The following is a 22250-nucleotide window of genomic DNA, read 5'->3' as shown; positions in this document are numbered from 1 at the left end:
TCCGAGCAAGTTATTGATATAAAAGAGAGAACCGCGCCGTTTCGGGCGCGGTCCAGATGGTTTTCTGCGTATCGCCGGATGGCGGCGCAAGATTCGGTCCAGCTTCAGCGGCCGATTTAGCTGTGGAACAAGGTGAGGATGTTCTGCGCGCTGGAGTTGGCGATCGACAGCGACTGGATGGCCAATTGCTGCTGGGTCTGCAACGCCGTCAGCTTGCTCGATTCCTCTTCCATGTCGGCATCGACGAGGCGGCCGACGCCCGAGTCGATCGAATCGCTCAGCGCTCCAACGAAGTTTTCCTGGAGTTCGATGCGCGTGGAAATCGAACCGAGCTGCGAGGCAGCCTTGGTCATGGCTTCGAGGCCGGCCTCGATCGAGGTCAATGCCATGGAAATCTCAGCCGAACCGAAGGTGCTGATATCCATCGAGTAGATCGAGCCGATCGTACCGTAAGATGTGCCGATAATGCCGGCGCTCGTATCGATCGTGCCGGTCGAGGTCATGCCGAAGAGAACGTTGCCCGTGGAGCTCGTGTCCAGGATGTAGTCCGTCGTCTTGACCGAGACATTGCCGTTGCCGTCACGGACGAAGGTCGACACGACGCTCTTGGTGCCGTCAGCGCCGGCAACCCAGTTTTCGCCGGAGAAGGAAGCCGATTGCGCGATACTCAGGAGCTGCTGCTGCAACTGGCCGATTTCTTCCTGGACCTTGGTCTTGTCGACGCCCTTTTCGGTTGCAGCGACGATCTTCGCCTTGATTTCGCTGATCACGTCGATGGCGCTGTCCATGGCGGAGTAAGCGGTGTCGACCTTGGCGGCGCCGAGGCCGAGAGCGTCGGAAACGGCGGAAAGTGCCTTGTTGTCCGAACGCATGGTCGTTGCGATCGACCAGTAGGCGGCGTTGTCGGCGGCCTTTTCGACGCGGTAACCCGAGGATACGCGGTTCTGCGTGCTTTCGAGGCTGTCGTTGATGCCGCGGAGCGTCTGAAGAGCGGCCATCGCCGCGACGTTGGTCAAAATGCTGGTCATGAAATGATTGCCCCTTGTCGGCAGGTGGGAAAAAGGGACATTCCGGAAAGCCACCGGGAACGGGGATCAGCCTCATGCCTGTTAACCGGCTCTTAATTTCGGTTAACTCGCCGTCTCGTTGGCCTGAGAAAACAGCATTATGGTTAATCAATCGTTAACGGGAATAAAAAAGCCGCGCTCCATCGAAGCGCGGCTCGATTTCGAGGCGCCCGCCGGAGACCGGCGGGCCGATGTTTCCGAGGGCTATTAGCCGCGGAACAGCGACAGGATGGTCTGCGACGAGGAGTTCGCGATCGACAGCGACTGGACAGCCAGCTGCTGCTGGGTCTGCAGGGCGCTGAGCTTGGAGGATTCTTCTTCCATGTTGGCGTCGACGAGGCGGCCGACACCGGAGTCGATCGAGTCGCTGAGAGCCGAGACGAAGTTTTCCTGCAGTTCGATACGCTTGGAGATCGAGCCGAGAGCAGCGCCCGCGCTGGTCATGGCCTTCAGAGCCGATTCGACGTTGGTCAGAGCGGTCTGGATCTGGCCGAGGGTGAAGTTGGTGATGTCCATCGCGTAGACGGAACCGGTCGCACCATTCGACGTGCCGAGGATACCCGTGGAGGTTTCGACTGCACCGCCGCTCATGCCGAACAGAACGTTGCCCATGGAGCCGTCGTCGAGAACGTAGTCGGTCATCACGACCGAAACGGCGTTGGAGCCGTCGCGGACGAAGGAGGCAACGACGTTCTTGGTGCCGTCAGCGCCGGCAACCCAGTTTTCACCGGAGAAGGAAGCCGACTGAGCGACGCTCAGGAGCTGCTGCTGCAGCTGGCTGATTTCTTCCTGGACCTTGGCCTTGTCGACGCCGTTTTCAGTGGCGGCAACCAGCTTGGCCTTGATGTCGCCGACGACATCGATGGCGCTGTCCATGGCGGAGTAAGCGGTGTCGACCTTGGCGGCGCCGAGGCCGAGAGCGTCGGAAACAGCCGAGAGAGCCTTGTTGTCCGAACGCATGGTCGTTGCGATCGACCAGTAGGCAGCATTGTCGGAAGCCTGGCCGACGCGATAGCCGGACGAAACGTGAGCCTGGGTTGTCTGGAGACCCTGGTTGATGCCACGGAGAGTCTGGAGGGCTGCCATTGCAGCGTTATTGGTGTTGATGCTCGTCATAGTTTGCTTGCCCCTTGTTGGCAGATTTTAAGAAGGGACATTCCGGATTTTCGGCCGGCCCACAGCGATCAGCATCATGCCTGTTAACCAATCTCGTTAAGGTTAACTCGCCGTTTCGATGGGCCTAGAAAACAGCAAGATGGTTAAGGAAAGCTGAATTCAAAATAGAAATAGCGTAAAAATATCTGACACTTAGAAGGATTTTCATTAACCTAATGTTAAAACATTTCGCGGCCGGGGACGACCCGGCCGCGAAACTTGAAAGTCTTGTGCCGACCGGTCTCAGCGGAAGAGCGACAGGATGTTCTGCGAAGAGGAATTCGCGATCGACAGCGACTGGATCGCCAGCTGCTGCTGGGTCTGCAGGGCGCTGAGCCTGGAGGATTCTTCTTCCATGTTGGCGTCGACGAGACGGCCGACACCGGAGTCGATCGAGTCGCTGAGAGCCGAGACGAAGTCGTCCTGGCTGTCGATGCGCTTGGAGAGCGAGCCGAGAGCGGCGCCGGCGCTGGTCATGGCCTTCAGAGCCGCTTCAACATTGGTCAGAGCCGACTGGATCTGGCCGGCGGTGAAGTTGGTGATGTCCATCGCGTAGATCGAGCCGGTCGCGCCCGACGAGGTCCCGAGGATGCCCGTTGAGGTTTCGACCGTGCCGTTGCTCATGCCGAACAGGACGTTGCCGGCGGAGCCGTCGTCGAGAACATAGTCGGTCGTCGTGACCGAAACGGCGTTGGAGCCGTCGCGGACGAACGAGGAAACGACGCTCTTGGTGCCGTCAGCGCCGGCAACCCAGTTTTCGCCGTTGAAGGAGGCCGACTGCGCGATGCTCTTCAGCTGCTCCTGCAGCTGGCTGATTTCTTCCTGGACCTTGGCCTTGTCGACGCCGTTTTCAGTGGCGGCAACCAGCTTGGCCTTGATGTCGCCGACGACATCGATGGCGCTGTCCATTGCGGTGTAAGCGGTGTCGACCTTGGCAGCACCCATGCCGAGCGCGTCGGAAACAGCCGAGAGAGCCTTGTTGTCCGAACGCATGGTCGTTGCGATCGACCAGTAAGCAGCGTTGTCCGAAGCCTTTTCAACGCGGTAACCAGAAGAAACGTGGTTCTGCGTGCTGTTGAGGTTCTGGTTGACGCTGCGCAGCGTCTGGAGAGCGGCCTGTGCGGAAGAATTGGTGTTAATGCTTGTCATAAATCTGTCCCCTGGAAACTAGATACAAAAAGGAGGACATACCGGACTGTAGTACCGGCGATGACGGACCAGCTTCATGCTACTCGGCGCCTGCTTGTTTGGCCCAAACCCGTCATGTCCAGGGCAATCTCGCAGCCAATGCTTGCCAACTTCTTAAAAATCGAGGTGCCGTGCCGCCTCCTTAGATCGCATAGTTAATGCTGGCTGAATCTGTTTCTTCGCATGCTAACATACCGGGAAAGAAACCGTTTTCCCCTCCCGAAAGGAAGCGTCTTCATCAGACGCACCGGTTTCAAGCAAGCTTCGAATGGCAATGTGGCAGGTGCCCGGGATAGCACCATCGGATCATCCACCCGTTTTCGGGGAGGACGGCCCGTGCCTGCGCCGGGCGATCGACAGCCATGCCAGAACATTTCCTTCACGGAGTTGGGTTTTGAACAGCAAAGTTTCGTTCTCTGCGGCATCCAGAGATTATCAGGCGGGCCGCTACACACAGTCCTTGGCGACGCTCAACCAGCTCATGGATATCCAGCAGGACGCCAAGACCTACGCGCTGCTGGCCAAGAACCTCGTGCAGCTCGGCTTCAAAGCCGATGCCGCGAAAGCCTATGGCCTGGCCGGCAATTGCGAAGGACCGAACGCCTACGAATATCAGAAGCAGGCTGCCAAGCTCTACTATGAGACCGGCAACGAGGACGAAGCGCTGCTGATCGCCATGCGCAACCTCACCAGGGCGCAGGAAGATGCCGAACTCGCCTTCATCATCACCGCGATCTATCTGAAGCGCCAGCAGCGGGATATCATCCGCCCGTTCAAGACGGTGCTGTCGGAAAGCATGAATCCCGATCACATGCGCCTGGCGGCCCTGCTGCTCAGCGACGATCTCAACGATGCAACCAACCAGACGCTTGCGCGCAACCTCTTCAAGCGTTTTCCGGGCAATCACGCCTTCCGCTTTCTCCATCTTGTTTTCGCCCGCGAATTCAATGATTTCGAAGAGGCAGCCAAGCATCGGGCGGTGATCGACGGGGCCTTGGCAAAGGGCGATCTCGAGATCCTGCGCAAGGACAACCCCTTTTATCATCTGCATTGGTGCGGCAACGAGGATTTCAACCGGTATGCAACGATCGGCACCACGCCGCTCAACCAGGAACGGATAGCTTTCCGCCGCAACCAGCCGCACACATGGTCAAACAAGATCCGGATCGGCTACATGTCGTCGGACTTCTGGGATCGCCACGCGACGATGAAGCTGTTGCAGCGCATCCTCGAGCTGCATGACAAGGACCGGTTCGAGGTGACGCTCTTCTGCCATACCGGCCCGGAATATCTGAAGCACAATGACACCGATCGCAGCCGCTGGGGCAGGATCGTCGACATTCACGGCTTCTCCGACCAGGCGGTGCTGGCAGTCGTGCGCGAGCATAATATCGACATCATGGTCGATCTGAAGGGCCATACGTCAGGCAGCCGCGCGTCAGCCTTCAACCTGCCGCTGGCACCTGTGCACGTCGGCTGGCTCGGCTTTCCCGGCAGCACGGTCAACATTGACCTCGACTACGTCATCGGCGACCATTCTGTCCTGCCCGAAGCCGCAAAGCCTTTCTATCACGAGAAATTCTGCCGGCTGCCGGAGAGCTACCAGCCGAACGACCCGATGCATCGTCCGAAGCCGCGTCCGGTCAGCCGCGAGCAGCTCGGCCTGCCGGAAGAGGCCTTCATCTTCGCCTCGTTCAACGGCAACCGCAAAATCACGCCGGAGACGATCAACAGCTGGTGCCGGATTCTGAAGCGGGCGCCGAACAGTGTGCTCTGGCTGATGGCGAATACGCCGCGCAACCAGGCGAACCTGTTGAAGCACTTCCAGACGGCAGGCATCTCGCCCAAGCGGATCATCTTCTGCCCGCGCGCACCCTACGAACAACATATAGACCGCCAGCAGGCGGCCGACCTCGGCATCGACACTTTCCCCGTCAACGGCCACACGACCACCTCTGAACAGCTCTGGGGCGGCCTGCCGGTTCTGACCGTCAAGGGCACCAATTTCGCCTCACGCGTCAGCGAGAGCCTGCTGAGAGCAATCGATCTGCCCGAGCTCGTTGCCGGCGACCTGCAGGCCTACGAGGATCTTGCCGTCGAGCTGGCACAGAATCCCGGGCGGATCGCCGAATACAAGGCGCGCCTGAAGGAGCAGCGTTATATCGCGCCGCTCTTCGACGCCGAACGTTTCTGCAATCATCTGGAGCAGGCCTACGAAATCATGGCCGATCGCGCCAAACAGCATCTCGCCCCCGAGCACATGGACATTCCGGCGCTGCCGCCACGCACCACCCCGTTCGCTTCCGAGTAAGGTCGACTTGCATGAAAAACCCCGCCGGATCGCTCCGGCGGGGTTTACTTGGGGCCAATGATGGGCGGCGGCGTATCAGCTGAACGAGCGCACCAGACTGCCGACGAGCAGGTTCCAGCCGTCGATCAGCACGAAGAAGAGAATCTTGAACGGCAGCGAGATCGAGGTCGGCGGCAGCATCATCATGCCCATCGCCATGGTGATGGTTGCGACGATGAGGTCGATGACGAGGAACGGCAGCACGACGAGAAAGCCGATCTCGAAGCCGCGGCGGATCTCGGAAATCATGAAGGCGGGGATCAGCACCCGGTAATCGATCGGATCTGATGTCTGGATATTCTGGCCGCGTTCGCGCGCCAGATCGACGAACAGCGCCAGGTCCTTGTCGCGGGTATTGGCCGCCATGAAGGTGCGGAAGGGTTCGCCGATACGCTGGACCGCCTCGGTCTCGTTGATCTGGTTGGCAAGCAGCGGCTGCACGCCGTTCTGCCAAGCCTGATCGAAGGTCGGAGACATGACGTAGAAGGTCATGAACAGCGACAGCGACAAGAGGATCATGTTGGAGGGCGTCGAGGAGAGGCCCATGCCGGAGCGCAGGATCGAGAAAGCGATGATGAAGCGCGGGAAGCTCGTCACCATGATCAGGATGCCCGGCGCGACCGAAAGGATGGTCAGCAGGCCGAAGGTGCGGATGATCCAGGCGGCGACGGAGCCATCGACCGGCACATTCAACAAATCAGTCGGCAGCTGCTGTGCCACCGCCAGTTCCGGTACCGCCATCATGGCGGCAAGGAAAATTATAAATCGAATCATTCGATGACAAATGTCCTGAACATGACCTTCGATACCCGCCCTTGCGAACGAAGGTCAACACGTTCCTGAATGTCATCCTTGAGATATTGAAAGCCCCGCGGCCCCTCGATCTGCTGCAGGGAAACGGTCCTGATATAGGCGAGGATATCCTGGTGAATATCCTCCGAAACCTTGACGTCAGGCGGCCCGTTGAACAGCAGCGCGACTTCCAGCCGCACCCAGTTTTCCGAGGGGTAGGCGAGGTTCGAGGTGATCGGTTCGAGCTGGACGACGTTGTTGGCCTCGGTCGAGATGCGCGCCAGGCCTTCCTCGGCCTTCTTCTTGGCCTCGGCCTCCTTGGCCTGTTCGGCCTCCGTGGCGACCTTGATCTCGGGCGCGACGATCGTGCCGACCGCCCAGCCGCCGCCGGCGCCGAGCAAGGTCAGGATGGCGACGCCGATGATCGTCATCAGCGGGCCGGATTTCTGCTTCGGTTGACCTGCGCTTATGTCTGCGTCTGCCATCGTCGTTCGGCCTCAAAGCGGCGAGAAAAGGTCGACGGCCTGCTGGCCGCGCGGCGGCTGCTGCACTTCCATCAGCCGGCCGCGGCCGCCATAGGAGATGCGGGCTTCGGCGATCTTGTCATAGGAGATCTGGTTGTCGGCGTTGACGTCCTGCGGACGCACGATACCGGCGACGTTCAGGATGCGCAGCTCCTGGTTCAGGCGCACCTCCTGCGAGCCCGAAATGACGAGGTTGCCGTTTTCGAGAATGCCGGTGACGACGGCCGCGACCAGAAGGGTGAGCTTGTCGGTGCGCTCGATCTTGCCCTTGCCGTCGGTGCTGGTGTCGGAACCGTAGGTCAGGTCGGTCTTGGATTCAGGCGTCCAACCGAAGATCTGGGCGTTGATGTCCCAGTTCATGCCGCTCGAATTCGTGCGGCTGCGGTTGGTCTCATTGTCGAAGGAGGCCTTGTCGTTGATCTGGATGTCGACGGTCAGGATGTCGCCGACGTTGAGCGCGCGCGCATCCTTGAACAGCGCGGCCTGCGAATCGCTCCACAGCGAATAACCCTGCGCGACGGCGCGCGGCTGCTTCGGATAGAGCGCCATCTGCGGCGTCTGACCATAGGCAAGGCCGCTGCCGATCGGGCTCATGGCGGGCGCGCGGCCGATCTCGCTGACCGCCGTCGGGGACTGGCAGCCTGCTAGGAGTGCGAGGGCGGCGATCGCGGCCGGGAAACGCATGTTCATGAAGGATCCTTCGACGTATTGGGATCGGACGCACTGGCGATGACGCTGGCGATGACGGCGGCTTTCTGCGGGTCCATCTCGTTGAGGATGAGGCTCGACTGGCGCGGGCCGAGCCGCATGATCACGGCGGAGGCCACCTCGATCTTCATATCCTGCAGCTGGAGTGCGGCCGCATCCGGCTTCATCTTCCTGTAGATTTCGGTGAGACCGGCTTCCGCCTGCTTGAGGAAGTCGTCGCGCCGCTTCAGCCAGTCCTGATATTCGGCCTTGCGCTTGTCCATCTCCGCCATGCGGGCGTCGATGTCGGCGCGAAGCCTTTCCAGTTCCTGCTTCTGCAGGAGGTAGCGCTGGTCGCGGGCGGGATCGGCGATGTTGGTGCAGAACTGCCTGATCTCGTCCTCGGAGGTGATGTCCCCCTCCGGGTGCTGCTGCGCGAAGGCGCCTGGGATCGACAGAAGGATGAGGCCTGCTGCCGGCAGCGCCAGCCGGCGCAGCAGTTGCAGGACCGTCAGGTCAGGGTTCAAGATCGTCTTCATTGCAGCACAAGCTCCGCCTGCAGGGCGCCTGCCGATTTGATGCCCTGGAGAATGGCGATGATGCCATCCGGTTTCACGCCGATATTGTTGAGGCCGGCGACAAGGGTCCTGAGGTCGGGACCGTCGATGATGGCGACGCGTCCGCCGGTCTGCTCAGCCGCGATGTCGGTCTGCGGCTGGACCGCGGTCCGGCCGCGCGAGAAGGGTTCCGGCTGGATGATCTGCGGCGTCTCGGTCACCTGGACCGTCAGAGTGCCGTAGCTGACGGCGACCGGCGAGACGCGGACATCGGAGCCGATGACGATCGTTCCGGTGCGCTCGTTGATGACAACCTTGGCCGGCGTATCGGTTTCGACGATGAGGTTTTCGACATCGGCCATCAGCCGGGTGAGATCGGCCTGGCGCGGCTTCTGGATCACCACTTCCTGCGAATCCTTGGCTTCGGCGACCGGGCCGCCGAAGCGGGTCGAGGCATAACCGTTGACGATGTCGGCAATACGGATCGCCGTCGAGAAGTCGGGATTGCGCAGCTGCAGGACGAGATTGACCGCATCCTTGAAGCGGGAGGGCAGCTCGCGTTCGATGATGGCGCCGCCCGGCACGCGGCCGGCGGTGGTCACACCTTCGGTCACGGTCGCCGCCTGGCCCTGCGCCTGAAAGCCGGAGACGATGACGGAGCCCTGCGCGACGGCGTAGATCTGGCCGTCGGCACCGGAAAGCGAGGTCATGACGAGCGTGCCGCCGCGCAGCGACGTCGCATCGCCGAGCGAGCTCACGGTCACGTCAATCCGGCTGCCGGGGCTTGCGAAAGGCGGCAGGTTGGCGGTGACCATCACGGCGGCGGTGTTCTTGGCGCTGGACTGGCCGCCCTGCGTCGAGATGCCGAGATTCTGCAGCATCGCCCGCATCGACTGCTCGGTGAAGGGCGACGACCGGAATCCGTCGCCGGTGCCCTGCAGGCCGACGATGAGGCCATACCCGATCAGCTGATTGTCGCGGCCGGCCTGGAGGGAGGCAATATCCTTGATGCGCGAGGTCAGCGCCCAGGCGGGCGCGACTTCGGCCAGGCTCATCGAGAGAACCGCGGCAAGGGTCAGGAAACGGAACAACAATCTCATTTTGCCCTCACATGGACCGTGCCGTCGGCAAGCACCGTGCCGCTGACGATGACGCCGGAATCCATATTGCGCGCGCGGATGAGCTGCCCGGTGGCGCCGTCTTCGAGCGGCGTGCCGGCGGCCGAGATGGTCATCGCACCGAGCGAGAAGACCAGGCGGATCGAAGAGCCGCGCGTCACCGTATAGGGTTCGCGCAGACCCGAAACCGCAATCGTGCGGCCCGGCAGCAGCGTGCGCTTGGAGACCAGGCCTTCGACCTGGGAGATGGATTTGGCAAAATCGCCGGCAAGGTTGGGGTTGGTGACCTCGACCTCCTGAAGCTGGCTGGCCGACAACGTATCGCCGGGGTAGATGATGGTCGTCGGGACGACGGCATAACCCATGCCGGCGTCGGCGCCTGCGGGCATGACGATGCCCGCGACTGCGATCATGGCTGCCGCTACCCATCCCGAGATGTGTCCTGCCCGGCAAAACATCATGTTTCGGCCCTTCCCTTTACTTCAGGTTCTTGCTGACGATGGAGGCCATTTCATCAGCGGTGGTGATCACCTTGGAGTTCATTTCGTAAGCGCGCTGGGCCGATATCAGCTCGGTGATTTCCTTCACGGGATCGACGTTCGAGGACTCCAGATAGCCCTGCTTCATGTAGGCGAAGCCTTCCTCGTCGGGATTGCCGACGACGGCCTCGCCGGAGGCGGCCGTTTCCTGGAAGAGGTTGTCGCCGATCGGCTGCAGGCCCGCCTCGTTGACGAAGTCGGCAAGGGTCAGCTGGCCGAGCACGGTCGTATCGGTGGAGCCCGGCAGCTTGACCGAGACCTCGCCGGAGCGGCTGATAGTCAGTTCGGTCGAACCCTGCGGAATGGTGATGCCGGGAAGGACTTCATAGCCATCGATCGTGACGAGCTGGCCCTGGTCGTTCTTGTTGAAGGCGCCGGCGCGGGTATAGAGCGTGGTGCCGTCGGTCGACTGTATCTGGAAGAAGCCCTTGCCGATCAGCGCTATGTCGAGATCGTTGCCGGTCTGGGTAAGTTCGCCCTGGAGATGCAGATTGCGCACCGCAGACGTCTGAACGCCGAGACCGATATTGGCGCCTTCGGGAACGACGGCCTGGTTGGCGCGGTTGGCGACACCCTTGGCGCGTTCGGTCTGATAGAGCAGATCCGTGAACTCGGCGCGGGCGCGCTTGAAGCCTGTGGTGTTGATGTTGGCGATGTTGTTGGCGATGACTTCCAGATTGGTCTGCTGGGCATCCATGCCCGTTGCTGCAATGGCGAGCGCTCTCATGTGTTCGTCCTCAAATCAGTTACATCTGCATCTTGGTGACTTCGAGAAAGGCCGAGACGACCTTGTCGCGGATGGCAATCGCAGTCTGCAGCGTCTGCTCGGCCTGGAGCATGGAATCGACGACTTCACGGGTCGTCGCCGTGCCCTTGATGCCGGCAAAGGACATGCTTTCGGCGCCCTTCAGGCTGTTGACAGCCTCGGTCGCCATGTTGCCCATGACGGAGGCGAAGCTCATGCCGTTGCCCGCACCTGCGGTGCCCGGCATGGTCGTTGCGGACGATGAGGCGGAATTTTCGGTGTCGACGGCGCCGAGCGCACGGGTCATCGAAAGGTTGCTGACATTCTGGACGCTGCTGATCATTTATTATTGGCTCTTCAGAAGATCGATCGTGGACGAGATGAGGTCGCGGGTCTGCTTGATGGTCTGCAGGTTGGCGTCGTAGGAGCGGTTGGCTTCACGCATGTCGGCCATCTCGACCAGGATGTTGACGTTCGGCAGCTTGACGACGCCCTTCTGGTCCGCAGCCGGGTTGCTGGGGTCGAATTCGGTGCTGAAATCACCTTCGTCGACGCCGACCTTCTTGACGTTGACCGTCTCGACGCCGCTCGCGCGGTCCATCTGCTGACCGAAGGTGATCGTCTTGCGGCGATAGGGATCGGCGCCGGGCGTGTCGCCGGTCGAACGGGCGTTGGCGATGTTTTCCGAGACGATGCGCAGACGCGTCGATTGCGCCTCGAGCCCCGAACCGGCAATTTTCATAGCGGCGGAAAGCGGATCCATGAAATTACTTCCTGACGGTCATCAGCATCATGCGGTTGAAGGAGCTGACCAGCGAGGTGTTCAGATCGTACTGGCGTTTGATGTCGCCCGACTTCGAAAGCTCTTCGGCCAGTCCGACGGTGTTGCCGGATTCCTGGATGCCGATCTCCTGGTCGAGCGCGGCGTCCTTGACGTCGATATCGCCGCTGTCGCTGAGATCGTTGCCGCTGAAGTGCGCCGGATTGGTGCGCGCCATGGCGATGTCGGACTTGTCGAGCACGGCGTCAAAGGGCGTGACGTCCTTGGCGCGGAATTTCGGGGTATTGGCATTCGCGATATTGCCGGCAACAACCTGCTGACGGATCGTCAGCCATTCCGCCTGTCGCGAAGCCAAGTCGAAAAGTTGGATCGGTTGCATGAGAACTCTCCGTTTTTACTAGCCCGAACCTAGTGCGGTAATCTTGCGTGGGACTTACCGGAAATCGGACTTGGAGGCGCTTTCGGCCAGGCCGCATAAGAGAAAGGGCTCCTGCCGGTCTGCGGCGGAGCCCCCGTTGCCTTCGGCCTTTGCAAAGCGGTTCAGTCGTTCTTGTAGATCTCACCCTTGGAAGTGATGATCACCCACTTGCCGTCCCGCTGCTCCAGCGTCGCAAGGCGGCTTTCGTCGGGCAGGACCGAGCCGATGCGCACCACATACATGCCCGAGGGATCCTCGATCAACGCCCGGCCGTTGGAGACATGCAGCAGGCGGAAGGAAGACTTGCCGGGGAACGGTTGCTCCTCCAGAAAGTCGCCGCCATCACGCGCTTTGCCGAGATCGGAGACCGTTGCCGTCGTCAGCGGATCGACCGGCGGAACTTTCTTGGCCGCCTCGTTCTTGTTGACCATGGCCAGCGGCGAGACGCTGAAGACGTTGCGGGCCGGCCAATCCGGGAGTTCGCGCGAATTGCTGCTGGCGGCGACGTTGATGCCGAACTTGTCGGCGTTGAAGAAGACGTACCAGGGGAAAAAGGCCGAAGCGCCGGCAAGCGCCAGGCCGGTGTAAGTGAGGAACCGATCCAGCGTGGCGCCCTTCCTGCGCTGCTTCAGCGAAGCGATGCGTTCGTCGTCGAATTCAGCCAAGTTTATCTCCTCTGGATGGGTGCGCCCGGATTGCCCATGCCGGCTGCGGCCTTCAGCGCGCCGGCGAGGTCGGCAAAGGCGTCGACCGACTGACGATCGCCCGGCGCCTGTTTCAGGACGTCGTAAATGATGGGCACCTGCTTGACCGCCATGTCGAGATCGGGATCGGCGCCCTGGCGGTAACCGCCGATCAGGCGCAGGTCTCGAGTCTCCTCGAAGCGGTGGATCAACACTTTCAGCCGCGACACCAGCTTTTCCTGGTCCGGCGTCCAGGCCTTGCGGGCAAGACGCGAGATCGAGGCGAGCGGATCGATCGGCGGATAACGCCCTTCTTCGGCGAGGCTGCGCTGCAGGACGATATGGCCGTCGAGGATGCCGCGCGTCGAATCGGCGATCGGGTCGTTGTGGTTGTCGCCGTCGACGAGGATCGAGATGATCGCGGTGATCGTGCCGGCGCCCTCGGGGCCTGGACCGGCGCGCTCCAGCAGGCGCGGCAGTTCGGTGAAGACCGACGCGGGATAGCCGCGCGCGATCGGCGGCTCGCCGGAGGCGGTTGCCACCTCGCGGATCGCGTGGGCGAAACGGGTGACACTGTCGACGATGAAGAGGACGTTCTCGCCCTTGTCGCGGAAATGCTCGGCAATGGTGATCGCCGTCAGCGGCGCCATCTTGCGCAGCATCGGGCTCTCGTCGCTGGTCGCGACGACGGCGATCGCCTTCTTCATATTGCTGCCGAGCGTATCCTCGATGAATTCGCGCACCTCGCGGCCGCGTTCGCCGACGAGTGCGATGACAACTTTGTCGAAGGCGTCGGCGCTGGCGAGCATGGACAGAAGCGTCGACTTGCCGACGCCCGATCCGGCGAAAATGCCGAGGCGCTGCCCGAGGCAGAGCGGCGAGAAGATGTCGATCGCGCGCACGCCGGTCTTGAAGCCGGTCCCGACCCGCTGGCGGGTCATCGACGGCGGCGCGGTATTGGAGATCGAGCGGCGATCGAGGCTCTCGACGATCGGACCGAGCCCGTCGATCGGCTCGCAAAGCGAGTTGATAGTGCGCCCGCACCAGCTGTCGGACGGCGAAATGCGGAAGGCGCCCTTGCGGATGACGGTATCATGGATGCCAATCGGCTCGCCCGGTTCGATCGGGCAGACGTAGATCAGCTCCGGCTCGACACGAACGACTTCGCCGAGATGGACGCCGGAGGCGGATTTATGCGCCACGAACTCGCCGAGACGAACATGGCGGGAAAGACCGCGAACGGTGTAGTGGCCGGCGGCAATGGTCTGCACGCGACCGCCATGGGCGACCGCGAACTCCGGCAATGCATATTGCTCGACGAGACCCGCCAGATGCGCCAGCTTCGGGGAAAGACCGTCCTCGGACAGTAGCGTGCTCATGCTTCAATCCCACCGGAAAATGCGACGCATTTTCGGTCTTTGTTCCTATGCATGTCGTCCTCCCAAAACCGCTGCACACTTTCGGGCGACATGCATTAGCGGCTGCCCCCAAGCGTCTGGACGGCTTCCTTGAACGAATCCTCGCTGTCTCGCATCAGCGACGAGATGCTTTCAAAGGCGCGGTTGACTTCGATCAGCTGGGTGATCTCGCGCATGGCGTTGACGTTGGAGTTTTCCAGATATCCCTGCTCGACGCCGACATTGAAGCGGTCGACGACGGCGCGCGGCTGATCGGTGGTCATGATGCCGCTGTTTTCGTAGCGCAGGTAACCCTTGCTGATATCGGCCTCGAACAGCCCGAGCGATCCGACCTGACGGCCGGCCTGATAGATGACGCCGTCGGTGCCGACCGCCGGCTCGCCGGCTTTCGTATCGAGCTGGATCGGCGCGCCGCCAGCGTCGAGAACCGGATATCCCCGGATCGAGACGAGCTCGCCGGTATCCTTGATCGTGAAGCGGCCGTCGCGCGTCAGCACGCGGCCGGCCGGCGTATCGAGCGAGAACCATGCATCGCCCTTGACTGCGAAATCGAGCATGTTGCCGGTATGTTGCAGTTCGCCATTCTGCTCGTTCAGATAATCATTGCCCTGGGAGACGAAGGCAACCTTGGTGTTCAGCTTGTTCTTGGTGGCCGCCACCATCTCGTCGAACTTCACCTCGGTGGCGCGAAAACCGGTCGTGTTCACATTGGCCATGTTGTCTGCGATGGTGTTCAGGCGCTTTTCGAGCGCCATCTGCGACGACAGAGAAACGTAAAGACCGGATTGCATGTCGGAAAGCTCCAAGCATTGGCGATGAACGGAACGAAAAGCCGGGCGTCGTCTGATCTGGTTCGGCCGGAATTTCGCTGAGGCGGCATCTCAGAGACGGGCGCGAACACCCATTCGTCTCCTTCAGATTGACGGAAGATGCTTGCGCGAAGCTGGCACGCTGAAATGCCTGCATGCGGCCTTTCATCAGCCTCACGCAAGGAAGAAACCCTATCGGTCTCAAAGAAAAGCAACGTTCAGATTGGGCTGACGATGAACATCATTATCGGATTTATAGTGACTTGCGGCTGTGTCATCGGCAGCTTCATGGCGATGGGCGGCCACGTGGAAGCACTGTTTCAGCCGTTCGAATTCGTCATCATCGGCGGCGCGGGTCTCGGCAGCTTCATCATGGCCAACCCGATGAAGGTGGTGAAGGATTCCGGCAAGGCGCTCGGGGAAGCCTTCAAGCACGCCGTGCCGAAGGAGCGCAATTATCTCGACACGCTCGGCGTGCTCTATTCGCTGATGCGTGACCTGCGCACCAAGTCACGAAACGAAATCGAAGCCCATATCGACAATCCGGCCGAATCGACGATCTTCCAGCAGGCACCTACGGTTCTGAAGAACAAGGAACTGACGGCGTTCATCTGCGATTACGTCCGCCTGATCATCATCGGTAATGCGCGCAGCCACGAAATCGAGGCGCTGATGGATGAAGAGCTCAATACCATCATGCACGACAAGATGAAGCCCTACCATGCGATCCAGATCATGGGCGACTCTTTCCCGGCGATCGGTATCGTCGCGGCCGTTCTCGGCGTCATCAAGGCGATGGCCCACATCAACGATTCGCCCGAAGTGCTCGGCCACCTGATCGGCTCGGCGCTGGTCGGCACCTTCCTCGGCATCCTGTTGTCCTACTGCCTCTGCTCGCCGCTGGTCTCCCAGATCAAGGTCGTCCGCAACAAGCAGCATCGCCTCTACGTCATCGTCAAGCAAACTCTGCTGGCCTATATGAACGGTTCGGTGCCGCAGGTGGCTCTCGAATACGGCCGCAAGACGATCTCGGCCTACGAGCGTCCGTCCATCGACGCAGTCGAACAGGAAATGATGAACCCAGGCGGCGAAAACAAGGCGGCTTAAATGACCATGAGCGATGCTTCGCATGACAAACCGGCAATGGATCCTGCCCTTCTCGCCAAGCTGACCGGCGGGCTTGGCGACAGGGGCAGAGTATCCAAGATCTGCAGCGCCTTCGGAGAGGTCTATAGCGAGTTCTTTCCCGATGTCATCAAAAGCGAGACCGGCCTCGATGTGACGGTCAACTATCTCGGCTGCGAGATCGGCTACAAGAACCACCTGATCGACGACCTCAGCGCCAACGTCACCCTCGTCGATGCGACCTTGCGCAACTGGTCGCAGAACGTCACGCTTGCCTGCGGCAATGGTTTCGTCATCACCCTGATGGAGCACCTGCTCGGCGCCACCGCCGATACGATCGAGGAACCGGCCGACCGGCTGCTCTCGATCATCGAACTCGATCTGGCGGTCATGGTCTTCGACAAGATCGCCAAGGTGCTGCGCTCGGCGGTCAACGCGCAGGGCGGTTTCGAACCAAGCCTTTCGGCCCCGCACGCCCATGACACGCGCCCCCGGGCGGCAGAAGACAAGCCGGACGAATTCGCCGCCGCCATCAACATGTCGATCACGCTCGCCGGCATCGTTTCGGAATTCTCGTTGATCGTTCCGCAAACGGCGCTGCTGAAGACCAAGGTGACGCCGCCGAAGCCGAAGCGCCAGGCCGGCGGCGCCTCTCCGGAATGGACCGAACAGCTCGGCGACCAGGTCCGCCGCTCGCATGTCACGCTCGAGGCCAGGATCAGGCTGCAGGACCTGACGCTGCGGACGATATCGAAGCTGATGGTCGGCGACGTCATCCCCTTCCGCGACAGCGGCGAGGTGCGCGTCGAGGTCAGCGCCAACAGCAAGGAATTGTATATCTGCGAGTTCGGGCGCTCAGGCGAAAACTACATGGTCCGCGTCAAGGATACGATGAACTCGGATGACGAACTCATCCGTCATTTAATGAATTAGTCGGTTCTCTGGATTTTGGGCTGCAAAGGCAGTTTGAGGCAAGTTTCAACTGGAATAGTGATTTCATGGCTACGAAGAAAACACAGCAGAACAGCGACCTCTCCCTGGATGTGCCGGGCAGCGAAGCGGATCTCGACCAGGCGATCGACGATCTGCGCGGCGTGCTGAAGCAGGATGCCGATGGCGACCTGTCGCAGTTTGGCGGCGACCTGGAGAATGATGCCTTCGGAGCAGGAACGGACCTGGCGGCCTTTGGCGGCGAGATTTTGGATTCCCCTTTCGGCGGCGACGATTTCGGCGGCGATTTCGGCGCTGGCAATACCAGCCCGGCTGCAGGCATGGATTTCGGCGACAGCTCTTCGTTCGAGGCGTCGCCGGCGCCGCTCGGCAGCGCGCTGACTTCGAACTTCGAATTGATCATGGACATTCCGATCGATGTCCAGATCATGCTCGGCACCAGCCGGATGCAGGTCTCCGGCCTGATGAATCTCAACGAAGGAGCGACGATCGCTCTCGACAAGAAAATCGGCGAACCTGTCGAGATCATGGTGAACGGCCGCAGAATTGCACGCGGCGAGATCACCGTGCTTGATAATGACGACACCCGATTCGGCGTGAAACTGATAGAAGTTTTGAGTACAAAAAAAGCCTGATCCCTGTGGGGACGGAGAGGTTAGACCATGATGGACTTTGACGATTTCGGCGGCGCGCTAGCCGGGAAACCGTTGACCCAGGCTGAAAAGGCGGCGGCGGTCCTTCTCGCCATGGGAAAGGGCGTCGCCGGCCGGCTGTTGAAATATTTCACCCAGGCCGAGCTGCAGACCATTATCGCATCTGCCCAGTCGCTGCGCGCCATTCCGCCGGACGAACTGCTGTCGCTCGTCTCCGAGTTCGAGGACCTCTTCACCGAGGGCGCCGGACTGATGGACAATGCCAAGGCGATCGAGGCCATTCTGGAAGAAGGCCTGACGCCCGACGAGGTCGACAGCCTGCTCGGCCGCCGCACGGCCTTCCAGGCCTACGAAACCTCCATCTGGGACCGCCTCAGCGAGGCCGAGCCGACATTCGTCGCCCAGTTCCTGCTGCGTGAACATCCGCAGACCGTCGCCTATATTCTTTCGATGATGCCCTCCAATTTCGGCGCCAAGGTGCTGCTGCAGCTCCCCGACAACCGGCGCGCCGACATCATGAACCGAACCGTCAACATGAAGACGGTCAGCCCGAAGGCTGCGCAGATCATTGAGAACCAAGTGATGACGCTGCTTGCCGAGGTCGAGGCAGAACGCAACGCCGCCGGCTCGACGAAGGTCGCCGACCTCATGAACGAGCTCGACAAGCCGCAGGTCGACACGCTGCTCACCTCGCTCGAATCGATCAGCCGCGAATCCGTCAACAAGGTCCGCCCGAAGATCTTCCTGTTCGAGGACCTCATGTACATGCCGCAGCGCAGCCGCGTCCTGCTGCTCAACGACATCTCGACGGATGTGCTCACCGTCTCGCTGCGCGGCTCGCCGGCCGAGATCCGCGAATCGGTTCTCTCCGCCATCAGCCCGCGCCAGCGCCGCATGATCGAATCGGATCTGCAGAGCGGCATGGGCGGGGTCAATCCGCGCGAGATCGCCATTGCCCGGCGCGCCGTGGCACAGGAAGCGATTCGCCTGGCCAACGCAGGTCAGATCGAGCTCAAGGAGAAGGAAGGCGACGCTTCGGCAGCGGCCTGATCTTCCGAGACTGTTGACAAATCCGGCCGCCCAAAAGGCGGCTGTTGATCACCGTGCAACAGGCGACTACCCTTCATCGATAGGCCGCGCTCTATAGCGTGTCGCAGAAAACCCGGTTTTCGCGACGCGCTACAGCTCTTTGTTTTGGTGCATGTCGTCATCCCAAAACCGCTGCCCTTGGGTGGCATGCATTCGCTGCGACCTGTTACTTTGACGGAGGGCCGCGACTTGGCAGACGATGACAAGGACAGCAAAACAGAAGCCCCGACCGCGAAAAAGCAAAGTGATGCCGCGGAAAAGGGCAATGTGCCGTTTTCGCGCGAACTGTCGATCTTCGCGACCATCCTTGCCACCTTCATCTATCTGGTGTTCTTCCTTCCCGAAAGCGTCGGGCGCATGAGCGAAATGCTGCGCGATATCTTCGAGCAGCCCGATCAATGGAAGATCGAAACGGGGCCGGATGTCCTGGCGCTGTTCGTGCGGCTCGGCTGGGCAATCGCTGCGCTGCTGGCGCCTGCCTTCATCCTGCTCATGGTCTTCGGCGTCGCCTCGTCGATCTTCCAGAACCTGCCGACGCCTGTGCTGGAACGCATCAGGCCGCAGGCCTCGCGCATCTCGCCGATCAAGGGCTGGTCACGGCTCTTCAGCCTGCCCGGCCTCGTCGAGTTCGGAAAGTCGCTGTTCAAGGTCGTCGTCGTCGGAGTGATCCTGTTCTTCGTGCTGAGGAGCGAATATTTCGGCTCGATCGACGCGATGTTCTCCGATCCGCAGACGATCCTCGTCAGGATGATGACGGCGATGCGCAAGATCATCATCGTCATACTGATCGCCACTGCGATCGTGGCGATCGCCGATTTTTTCTGGACGCGCCATCACTGGTTCACCGAACTCAAGATGACGCGCCACGAGGTGAAGGAAGAAAACAAGCAGGCGCAGGGGGATCCCTTTGTCAAAGGCCGGCAGCGCTCGCTGATGCGCGACCGCGCGCGCCGGCGCATGATCGCCAACGTGCACCGCGCAACGCTCGTCATCGCCAACCCGACGCACTACGCCGTGGCGCTGCGTTACGCGCGTGAGGAGAACGACGCCCCGGTGGTGCTGGCGAAGGGCCAGGACCTCATTGCGCTGAAGATCAGGGAGATTGCCGAGCAGAACGGCATCCCGGTGTTCGAAGATCCGCCGCTTGCGCGCTCCATGTTTGCGCAAGTCTCGGTCGATAGTGTCATACCGTCAGTCTTCTATAAGGCCGTTGCGGAGCTCATACACAGGGTTTACGCCGCAGACGCCAAGAACAAACGGGTAAGATAAGCCGAATGAAAAAATGCCCCCACTCTGCCCAGCGTGAAAAGATCCTCGCAGACGCGATCAGCCCGGTCGCCACCGAACTGCGCCTTCTGGATGCCTCTGACCTTATTTCACTGCTGCGCTTCGAGTATTACGGCAATCTGGCCGATCTCGTCGCTTCGGCCGCGGAGCTTTTCTTTCACCCGGGCACGGTCAATTTCGGCCTGGGCGGAAACTATACGCTGGAGTGGGGCGGCAAGCCGGAAGTCGTTCTCGACCTGGAAATCAAGCCGCGCGGCGTCACCGTCTATGCCCAGCTCACCCTTGCCGAGGATCATGCCGGCATCGAAATCAATCACATCGCCTTCCAGGATCCCTCTCCCGACCCCGACGAGAATACCGTCTTCCTGGAAAGGAGCCTTCGGCAAGCCCGCTACAGCGTGAAACCACCGCGCGCGCTCGCCAGCTGATAGCCCTCAATCAATCAAGCTTTTGCGCCGTCTTTGGTGAAAAGCGGCAGGCGCTGCCTCAGCTGATATAGCCGAGCCGGATCGCCTTGGCGATCGCCTGGATGCGGTTGACGGAATCGAGCTTGATCGTCGCCGAGCCGAGATAGGCGTTGACCGTGTGCACGGACAGGCCGAGCTTTTCGGCGATCTCTTCGCTGATGCGACCGTCGCCGGCAAGCTGAAGACAGGCGATTTCGCGCTCGCTCAGCGCCTCGGCGGCGCCCGTGCGGCGTTCGTCGAGCGAGAGCAAGTCCATCATGATATGGCAGCAGCGGCCGTGCAGCTCGACGATCATGTCGCTCGAAAGATCGATATCATCGCCGGTAAACAGGATGAAGCCATTGCCGACGGCGCCGAGCCGCACCGGAAAGGCAAGGCCGGAAAAAGGCAGGATGCCGTCCTTCAGGCGCGTCATGAACGGCGCGAAGTCGGCCGGGCCGGGAGCCGCCCGGTCGTGAGCACCGGCCCATGAAAGCGGCAGCAGTGACTTTTCGATATGATCGAGGAGGATATCGCCATAAGCATCCGTGAAGGCCTTGCCGAAACCGGCATTGGAAGATCCCCAGTTCTCGAGCTCGCAGACGAGGCGCTGCTTTGCCGGCAGGCCGGAGCCGCTGACGCGATAGATCGCGAAGCCCTGAGCATCGGCGAGTTTCTGCATCGCGATCAGCCGCGGAAAAAGATCGGACCGGCTGGAAACCCTGTTCACCCGCACCATGCGTAGCGGATCGGCGCCGTTCATCAGCCTGCTTGATGGATGCCCCATGGATCCCCCTATACGAGATTGTTGCGGACAGCGAAAGCAATGGCCTCCGACCGGGTCTTGGTCGCCGTCTTGCGCATCACGCTGGTGATGTAGTTGTTGATCGTGTTGCGGGAGATTCCGAGGATCATCGCGATCTCGTCGCTGGTCTTGCCCTCGGCGATCCAGAACAGGCATTCCAGCTCGCGGTCGGTCAGTTCGAAATCGCGGTCGACCCTGGCGCCGCCGCAACGCAGGAAGCTCGCGACATAGCCGGCAAGCAGGCCGACATCCCGCAGCCGCTCCGGCGACAGGATGAACCCTTCGCCGAACAGGAACATCAAGGCCAGCCGCGAGCGGCCGACATTGAAGGTCAATGAACAATATTGGCGGCTGGCGCCCTCCGGCACGTCGGCGCTCTCTGGCAGCAGCGCAAAATTCGGCTGGAAGACCTGCATGCATTTTTCCAGCTCGGTGGAGCGGGCATAGCCGCTGACGAGATTGTTGGCGATGTCCTTGACCAGGTCGAAGGGCCAATCCGAGGAGACGACGAAATCGAGGCCGCTTTCCTGAATGAGATCACAACGCGCCAGGAGATAGTGCGAGGCGCCGACATATTCCGTCAGGGCGCGCAAACCGGGCTGCAACCTGCCAGTACTGGCGACACTGTGCAGCCGCTGGATCAGCTCATCGCGCGGCAACAGAGCCGGCGCCACTGCGCTTGCGAAATTTATCATCTGCCTCTCGCCTTTGCTTGCCTGAAATATGTTCATATCCATTGGCAACGTCCTGCGGCTGAGAAACGATCACACTCGGTGCAACGGCAATTTTTCTGTAAAGGATTCAATTCATGTCCCGCGGGAATCCCATTTCGAATCACCCAAGGGTAAGCCAGCCGATGTAAAGTACCATCTCCGACTTCTAGGGATTTACTTTCGCCGCCGTCCATGCCCTGATTCGAATGCCGATCATGCCTCTTAAGACATGGTCGAGGCTACGGTGATTCTGGCTGTACCGCAACTTGATTCGCGTTTTACGCGAGTGAGCTCAGCAGCCTTATCCAACTCGCTGAACGCGCCTTACCGACCTTTGCGGGGACCGGCAA

At 60.9% G+C, this 22250-nt stretch carries 25 protein-coding genes; 7 read left to right on the top strand and 18 right to left on the bottom strand.

All coding sequences use genetic code 11. The features are described from left to right. Positions 1–116: 116 nt before the first annotated feature. The 3 genes from K6M89_RS06255 to K6M89_RS06245 form a co-directional block, all read right to left on the bottom strand. Positions 117–1028 carry a flagellin N-terminal helical domain-containing protein gene (locus tag K6M89_RS06255; protein WP_222138792.1) on the bottom strand — a complete coding sequence of 304 codons (912 nt, stop codon included), beginning with the start codon at positions 1026–1028 and terminating at the stop codon, positions 117–119. Between the two features lie 246 nt (positions 1029–1274). Then, positions 1275–2183 carry a flagellin N-terminal helical domain-containing protein gene (locus K6M89_RS06250; RefSeq protein WP_097582552.1) on the bottom strand — a complete coding sequence of 303 codons (909 nt, stop codon included), beginning with the start codon at positions 2181–2183 and terminating at the stop codon, positions 1275–1277. Positions 2184–2465: 282 nt separating this feature from the next. Further along, complete coding sequence (locus K6M89_RS06245; RefSeq protein ID WP_097582550.1) at positions 2466–3371, bottom strand: flagellin N-terminal helical domain-containing protein; 906 nt, start codon at positions 3369–3371, stop codon at positions 2466–2468. A gap of 433 nt (positions 3372–3804) precedes the next feature. Here K6M89_RS06245 and K6M89_RS06240 point away from each other — a divergent pair, with 433 nt between their 5' ends. After that, positions 3805–5721, top strand: coding sequence for an O-linked N-acetylglucosamine transferase, SPINDLY family protein (locus K6M89_RS06240; protein WP_222138791.1), 1917 nt, complete (start codon positions 3805–3807; stop codon positions 5719–5721). Between the two features lie 75 nt (positions 5722–5796). Here the strand turns inward: K6M89_RS06240 and fliP are convergent, their stop codons facing one another. From fliP to flgF, 13 genes are all read right to left on the bottom strand, one after another. Beyond that, positions 5797–6534: a flagellar type III secretion system pore protein FliP gene (fliP, locus tag K6M89_RS06235; protein WP_222138790.1), complete on the bottom strand. Its 738-nt coding sequence runs from the start codon at positions 6532–6534 to the stop codon at positions 5797–5799. After that, positions 6531–7037, bottom strand: coding sequence for a flagellar basal body-associated FliL family protein (locus K6M89_RS06230; RefSeq protein ID WP_222138789.1), 507 nt, complete (start codon positions 7035–7037; stop codon positions 6531–6533). Before K6M89_RS06230 ends, fliP begins: the two co-directional genes overlap by 4 nt. 12 nt (positions 7038–7049) lie before the next feature. Then, complete coding sequence (gene flgH, locus K6M89_RS06225) at positions 7050–7766, bottom strand: flagellar basal body L-ring protein FlgH (protein ID WP_085776958.1); 717 nt, start codon at positions 7764–7766, stop codon at positions 7050–7052. Then, positions 7763–8302, bottom strand: coding sequence for a MotE family protein (locus K6M89_RS06220; protein ID WP_097582542.1), 540 nt, complete (start codon positions 8300–8302; stop codon positions 7763–7765). The genes flgH and K6M89_RS06220 overlap by 4 nt, the downstream gene beginning before the upstream one ends. Beyond that, entirely contained in the window at positions 8299–9420 is a 1122-nt protein-coding gene (locus K6M89_RS06215) for a flagellar basal body P-ring protein FlgI (RefSeq protein WP_222138788.1), read from the bottom strand. The genes K6M89_RS06220 and K6M89_RS06215 overlap by 4 nt, the downstream gene beginning before the upstream one ends. Further along, positions 9417–9899 carry a flagellar basal body P-ring formation chaperone FlgA gene (gene flgA / locus K6M89_RS06210; RefSeq protein WP_097664721.1) on the bottom strand — a complete coding sequence of 161 codons (483 nt, stop codon included), beginning with the start codon at positions 9897–9899 and terminating at the stop codon, positions 9417–9419. Before flgA ends, K6M89_RS06215 begins: the two co-directional genes overlap by 4 nt. 16 nt (positions 9900–9915) lie before the next feature. Then, the gene (flgG, locus tag K6M89_RS06205) at positions 9916–10704 is read right to left on the bottom strand and encodes a flagellar basal-body rod protein FlgG (RefSeq protein ID WP_097582536.1); all 789 of its coding nucleotides are present in this window, start codon (positions 10702–10704) and stop codon (positions 9916–9918) included. 19 nt (positions 10705–10723) lie between these two features. Next, positions 10724–11065 carry a flagellar hook-basal body complex protein FliE gene (gene fliE / locus K6M89_RS06200; protein WP_222138787.1) on the bottom strand — a complete coding sequence of 114 codons (342 nt, stop codon included), beginning with the start codon at positions 11063–11065 and terminating at the stop codon, positions 10724–10726. 3 nt (positions 11066–11068) lie between these two features. Beyond that, positions 11069–11485 (bottom strand): flagellar basal body rod protein FlgC, encoded by a 417-nt coding sequence (gene flgC, locus K6M89_RS06195; protein ID WP_010029463.1) that lies wholly within the window; start codon positions 11483–11485, stop codon positions 11069–11071. A 4-nt stretch (positions 11486–11489) separates the two neighbouring features. After that, positions 11490–11882 carry a flagellar basal body rod protein FlgB gene (gene flgB, locus K6M89_RS06190; RefSeq protein WP_183839495.1) on the bottom strand — a complete coding sequence of 131 codons (393 nt, stop codon included), beginning with the start codon at positions 11880–11882 and terminating at the stop codon, positions 11490–11492. A 161-nt stretch (positions 11883–12043) separates the two neighbouring features. Further along, complete coding sequence (locus K6M89_RS06185; protein WP_222138786.1) at positions 12044–12586, bottom strand: flagellar protein; 543 nt, start codon at positions 12584–12586, stop codon at positions 12044–12046. A 2-nt stretch (positions 12587–12588) separates the two neighbouring features. Beyond that, on the bottom strand, positions 12589–13983 hold the full coding sequence (gene fliI / locus K6M89_RS06180; protein ID WP_222138785.1) for a flagellar protein export ATPase FliI: 1395 nt from the start codon (positions 13981–13983) through the stop codon (positions 12589–12591). A gap of 95 nt (positions 13984–14078) precedes the next feature. Beyond that, positions 14079–14813: a flagellar basal-body rod protein FlgF gene (flgF, locus tag K6M89_RS06175; protein WP_097582528.1), complete on the bottom strand. Its 735-nt coding sequence runs from the start codon at positions 14811–14813 to the stop codon at positions 14079–14081. Positions 14814–15065: 252 nt separating this feature from the next. Here flgF and motA point away from each other — a divergent pair, with 252 nt between their 5' ends. The 6 genes from motA (at position 15066) to K6M89_RS06145 (ending at position 20364) form a co-directional block, all read left to right on the top strand. Continuing rightward, positions 15066–15938 carry a flagellar motor stator protein MotA gene (gene motA / locus K6M89_RS06170; RefSeq protein ID WP_009993223.1) on the top strand — a complete coding sequence of 291 codons (873 nt, stop codon included), beginning with the start codon at positions 15066–15068 and terminating at the stop codon, positions 15936–15938. Continuing rightward, positions 15939–16889: a FliM/FliN family flagellar motor switch protein gene (locus K6M89_RS06165; RefSeq protein ID WP_222138784.1), complete on the top strand. Its 951-nt coding sequence runs from the start codon at positions 15939–15941 to the stop codon at positions 16887–16889. A gap of 65 nt (positions 16890–16954) precedes the next feature. Further along, complete coding sequence (fliN, locus tag K6M89_RS06160) at positions 16955–17542, top strand: flagellar motor switch protein FliN (RefSeq protein WP_222138783.1); 588 nt, start codon at positions 16955–16957, stop codon at positions 17540–17542. Between the two features lie 27 nt (positions 17543–17569). Beyond that, positions 17570–18610, top strand: coding sequence for a flagellar motor switch protein FliG (gene fliG / locus K6M89_RS06155; RefSeq protein WP_097582523.1), 1041 nt, complete (start codon positions 17570–17572; stop codon positions 18608–18610). Positions 18611–18838: 228 nt separating this feature from the next. Continuing rightward, positions 18839–19918 (top strand): flagellar biosynthesis protein FlhB, encoded by a 1080-nt coding sequence (gene flhB, locus K6M89_RS06150; RefSeq protein WP_222138782.1) that lies wholly within the window; start codon positions 18839–18841, stop codon positions 19916–19918. A 5-nt stretch (positions 19919–19923) separates the two neighbouring features. Continuing rightward, positions 19924–20364: a BspJ family T4SS effector nucleomodulin gene (locus tag K6M89_RS06145; RefSeq protein WP_097582518.1), complete on the top strand. Its 441-nt coding sequence runs from the start codon at positions 19924–19926 to the stop codon at positions 20362–20364. A gap of 58 nt (positions 20365–20422) precedes the next feature. Here the strand turns inward: K6M89_RS06145 and visR are convergent, their stop codons facing one another. Both visR and visN read right to left on the bottom strand, forming a co-directional pair. Then, complete coding sequence (gene visR, locus K6M89_RS06140; protein ID WP_222138781.1) at positions 20423–21169, bottom strand: transcriptional regulator VisR; 747 nt, start codon at positions 21167–21169, stop codon at positions 20423–20425. Positions 21170–21177: 8 nt separating this feature from the next. Continuing rightward, positions 21178–21924: a transcriptional regulator VisN gene (gene visN, locus K6M89_RS06135; protein WP_097582514.1), complete on the bottom strand. Its 747-nt coding sequence runs from the start codon at positions 21922–21924 to the stop codon at positions 21178–21180. Positions 21925–22250 lie beyond the last annotated feature (326 nt).

The organism is Rhizobium croatiense (genome assembly GCF_019793465.1).
Lineage (GTDB): Bacteria > Pseudomonadota > Alphaproteobacteria > Rhizobiales > Rhizobiaceae > Rhizobium > Rhizobium croatiense.
The sequence above is the reverse complement of the archived record's forward strand: the minus strand, read 5'-3'. Positions and strand labels throughout refer to the sequence as shown.

Coding starts and splice junctions, on each gene's coding strand:
- K6M89_RS06255 (WP_222138792.1), bottom strand. CDS start 1,028: ATGACCAGCATTTTGACCAACGTCGCGGCGATGGCCGCTCTTCAGACG.
- K6M89_RS06250 (WP_097582552.1), bottom strand. CDS start 2,183: ATGACGAGCATCAACACCAATAACGCTGCAATGGCAGCCCTCCAGACT.
- K6M89_RS06245 (WP_097582550.1), bottom strand. CDS start 3,371: ATGACAAGCATTAACACCAATTCTTCCGCACAGGCCGCTCTCCAGACG.
- fliP (WP_222138790.1), bottom strand. CDS start 6,534: ATGATTCGATTTATAATTTTCCTTGCCGCCATGATGGCGGTACCGGAA.
- K6M89_RS06230 (WP_222138789.1), bottom strand. CDS start 7,037: ATGGCAGACGCAGACATAAGCGCAGGTCAACCGAAGCAGAAATCCGGC.
- flgH (WP_085776958.1), bottom strand. CDS start 7,766: ATGAACATGCGTTTCCCGGCCGCGATCGCCGCCCTCGCACTCCTAGCA.
- K6M89_RS06220 (WP_097582542.1), bottom strand. CDS start 8,302: ATGAAGACGATCTTGAACCCTGACCTGACGGTCCTGCAACTGCTGCGC.
- K6M89_RS06215 (WP_222138788.1), bottom strand. CDS start 9,420: ATGAGATTGTTGTTCCGTTTCCTGACCCTTGCCGCGGTTCTCTCGATG.
- flgA (WP_097664721.1), bottom strand. CDS start 9,899: ATGATGTTTTGCCGGGCAGGACACATCTCGGGATGGGTAGCGGCAGCC.
- flgG (WP_097582536.1), bottom strand. CDS start 10,704: ATGAGAGCGCTCGCCATTGCAGCAACGGGCATGGATGCCCAGCAGACC.
- fliE (WP_222138787.1), bottom strand. CDS start 11,065: ATGATCAGCAGCGTCCAGAATGTCAGCAACCTTTCGATGACCCGTGCG.
- flgC (WP_010029463.1), bottom strand. CDS start 11,485: ATGGATCCGCTTTCCGCCGCTATGAAAATTGCCGGTTCGGGGCTCGAG.
- flgB (WP_183839495.1), bottom strand. CDS start 11,882: ATGCAACCGATCCAACTTTTCGACTTGGCTTCGCGACAGGCGGAATGG.
- fliI (WP_222138785.1), bottom strand. CDS start 13,983: ATGAGCACGCTACTGTCCGAGGACGGTCTTTCCCCGAAGCTGGCGCAT.
- flgF (WP_097582528.1), bottom strand. CDS start 14,813: ATGCAATCCGGTCTTTACGTTTCTCTGTCGTCGCAGATGGCGCTCGAA.
- motA (WP_009993223.1), top strand. CDS start 15,066: ATGAACATCATTATCGGATTTATAGTGACTTGCGGCTGTGTCATCGGC.
- K6M89_RS06165 (WP_222138784.1), top strand. CDS start 15,939: ATGACCATGAGCGATGCTTCGCATGACAAACCGGCAATGGATCCTGCC.
- fliN (WP_222138783.1), top strand. CDS start 16,955: ATGGCTACGAAGAAAACACAGCAGAACAGCGACCTCTCCCTGGATGTG.
- fliG (WP_097582523.1), top strand. CDS start 17,570: ATGATGGACTTTGACGATTTCGGCGGCGCGCTAGCCGGGAAACCGTTG.
- K6M89_RS06145 (WP_097582518.1), top strand. CDS start 19,924: ATGAAAAAATGCCCCCACTCTGCCCAGCGTGAAAAGATCCTCGCAGAC.
- visR (WP_222138781.1), bottom strand. CDS start 21,169: ATGGGGCATCCATCAAGCAGGCTGATGAACGGCGCCGATCCGCTACGC.
- visN (WP_097582514.1), bottom strand. CDS start 21,924: ATGGATATGAACATATTTCAGGCAAGCAAAGGCGAGAGGCAGATGATA.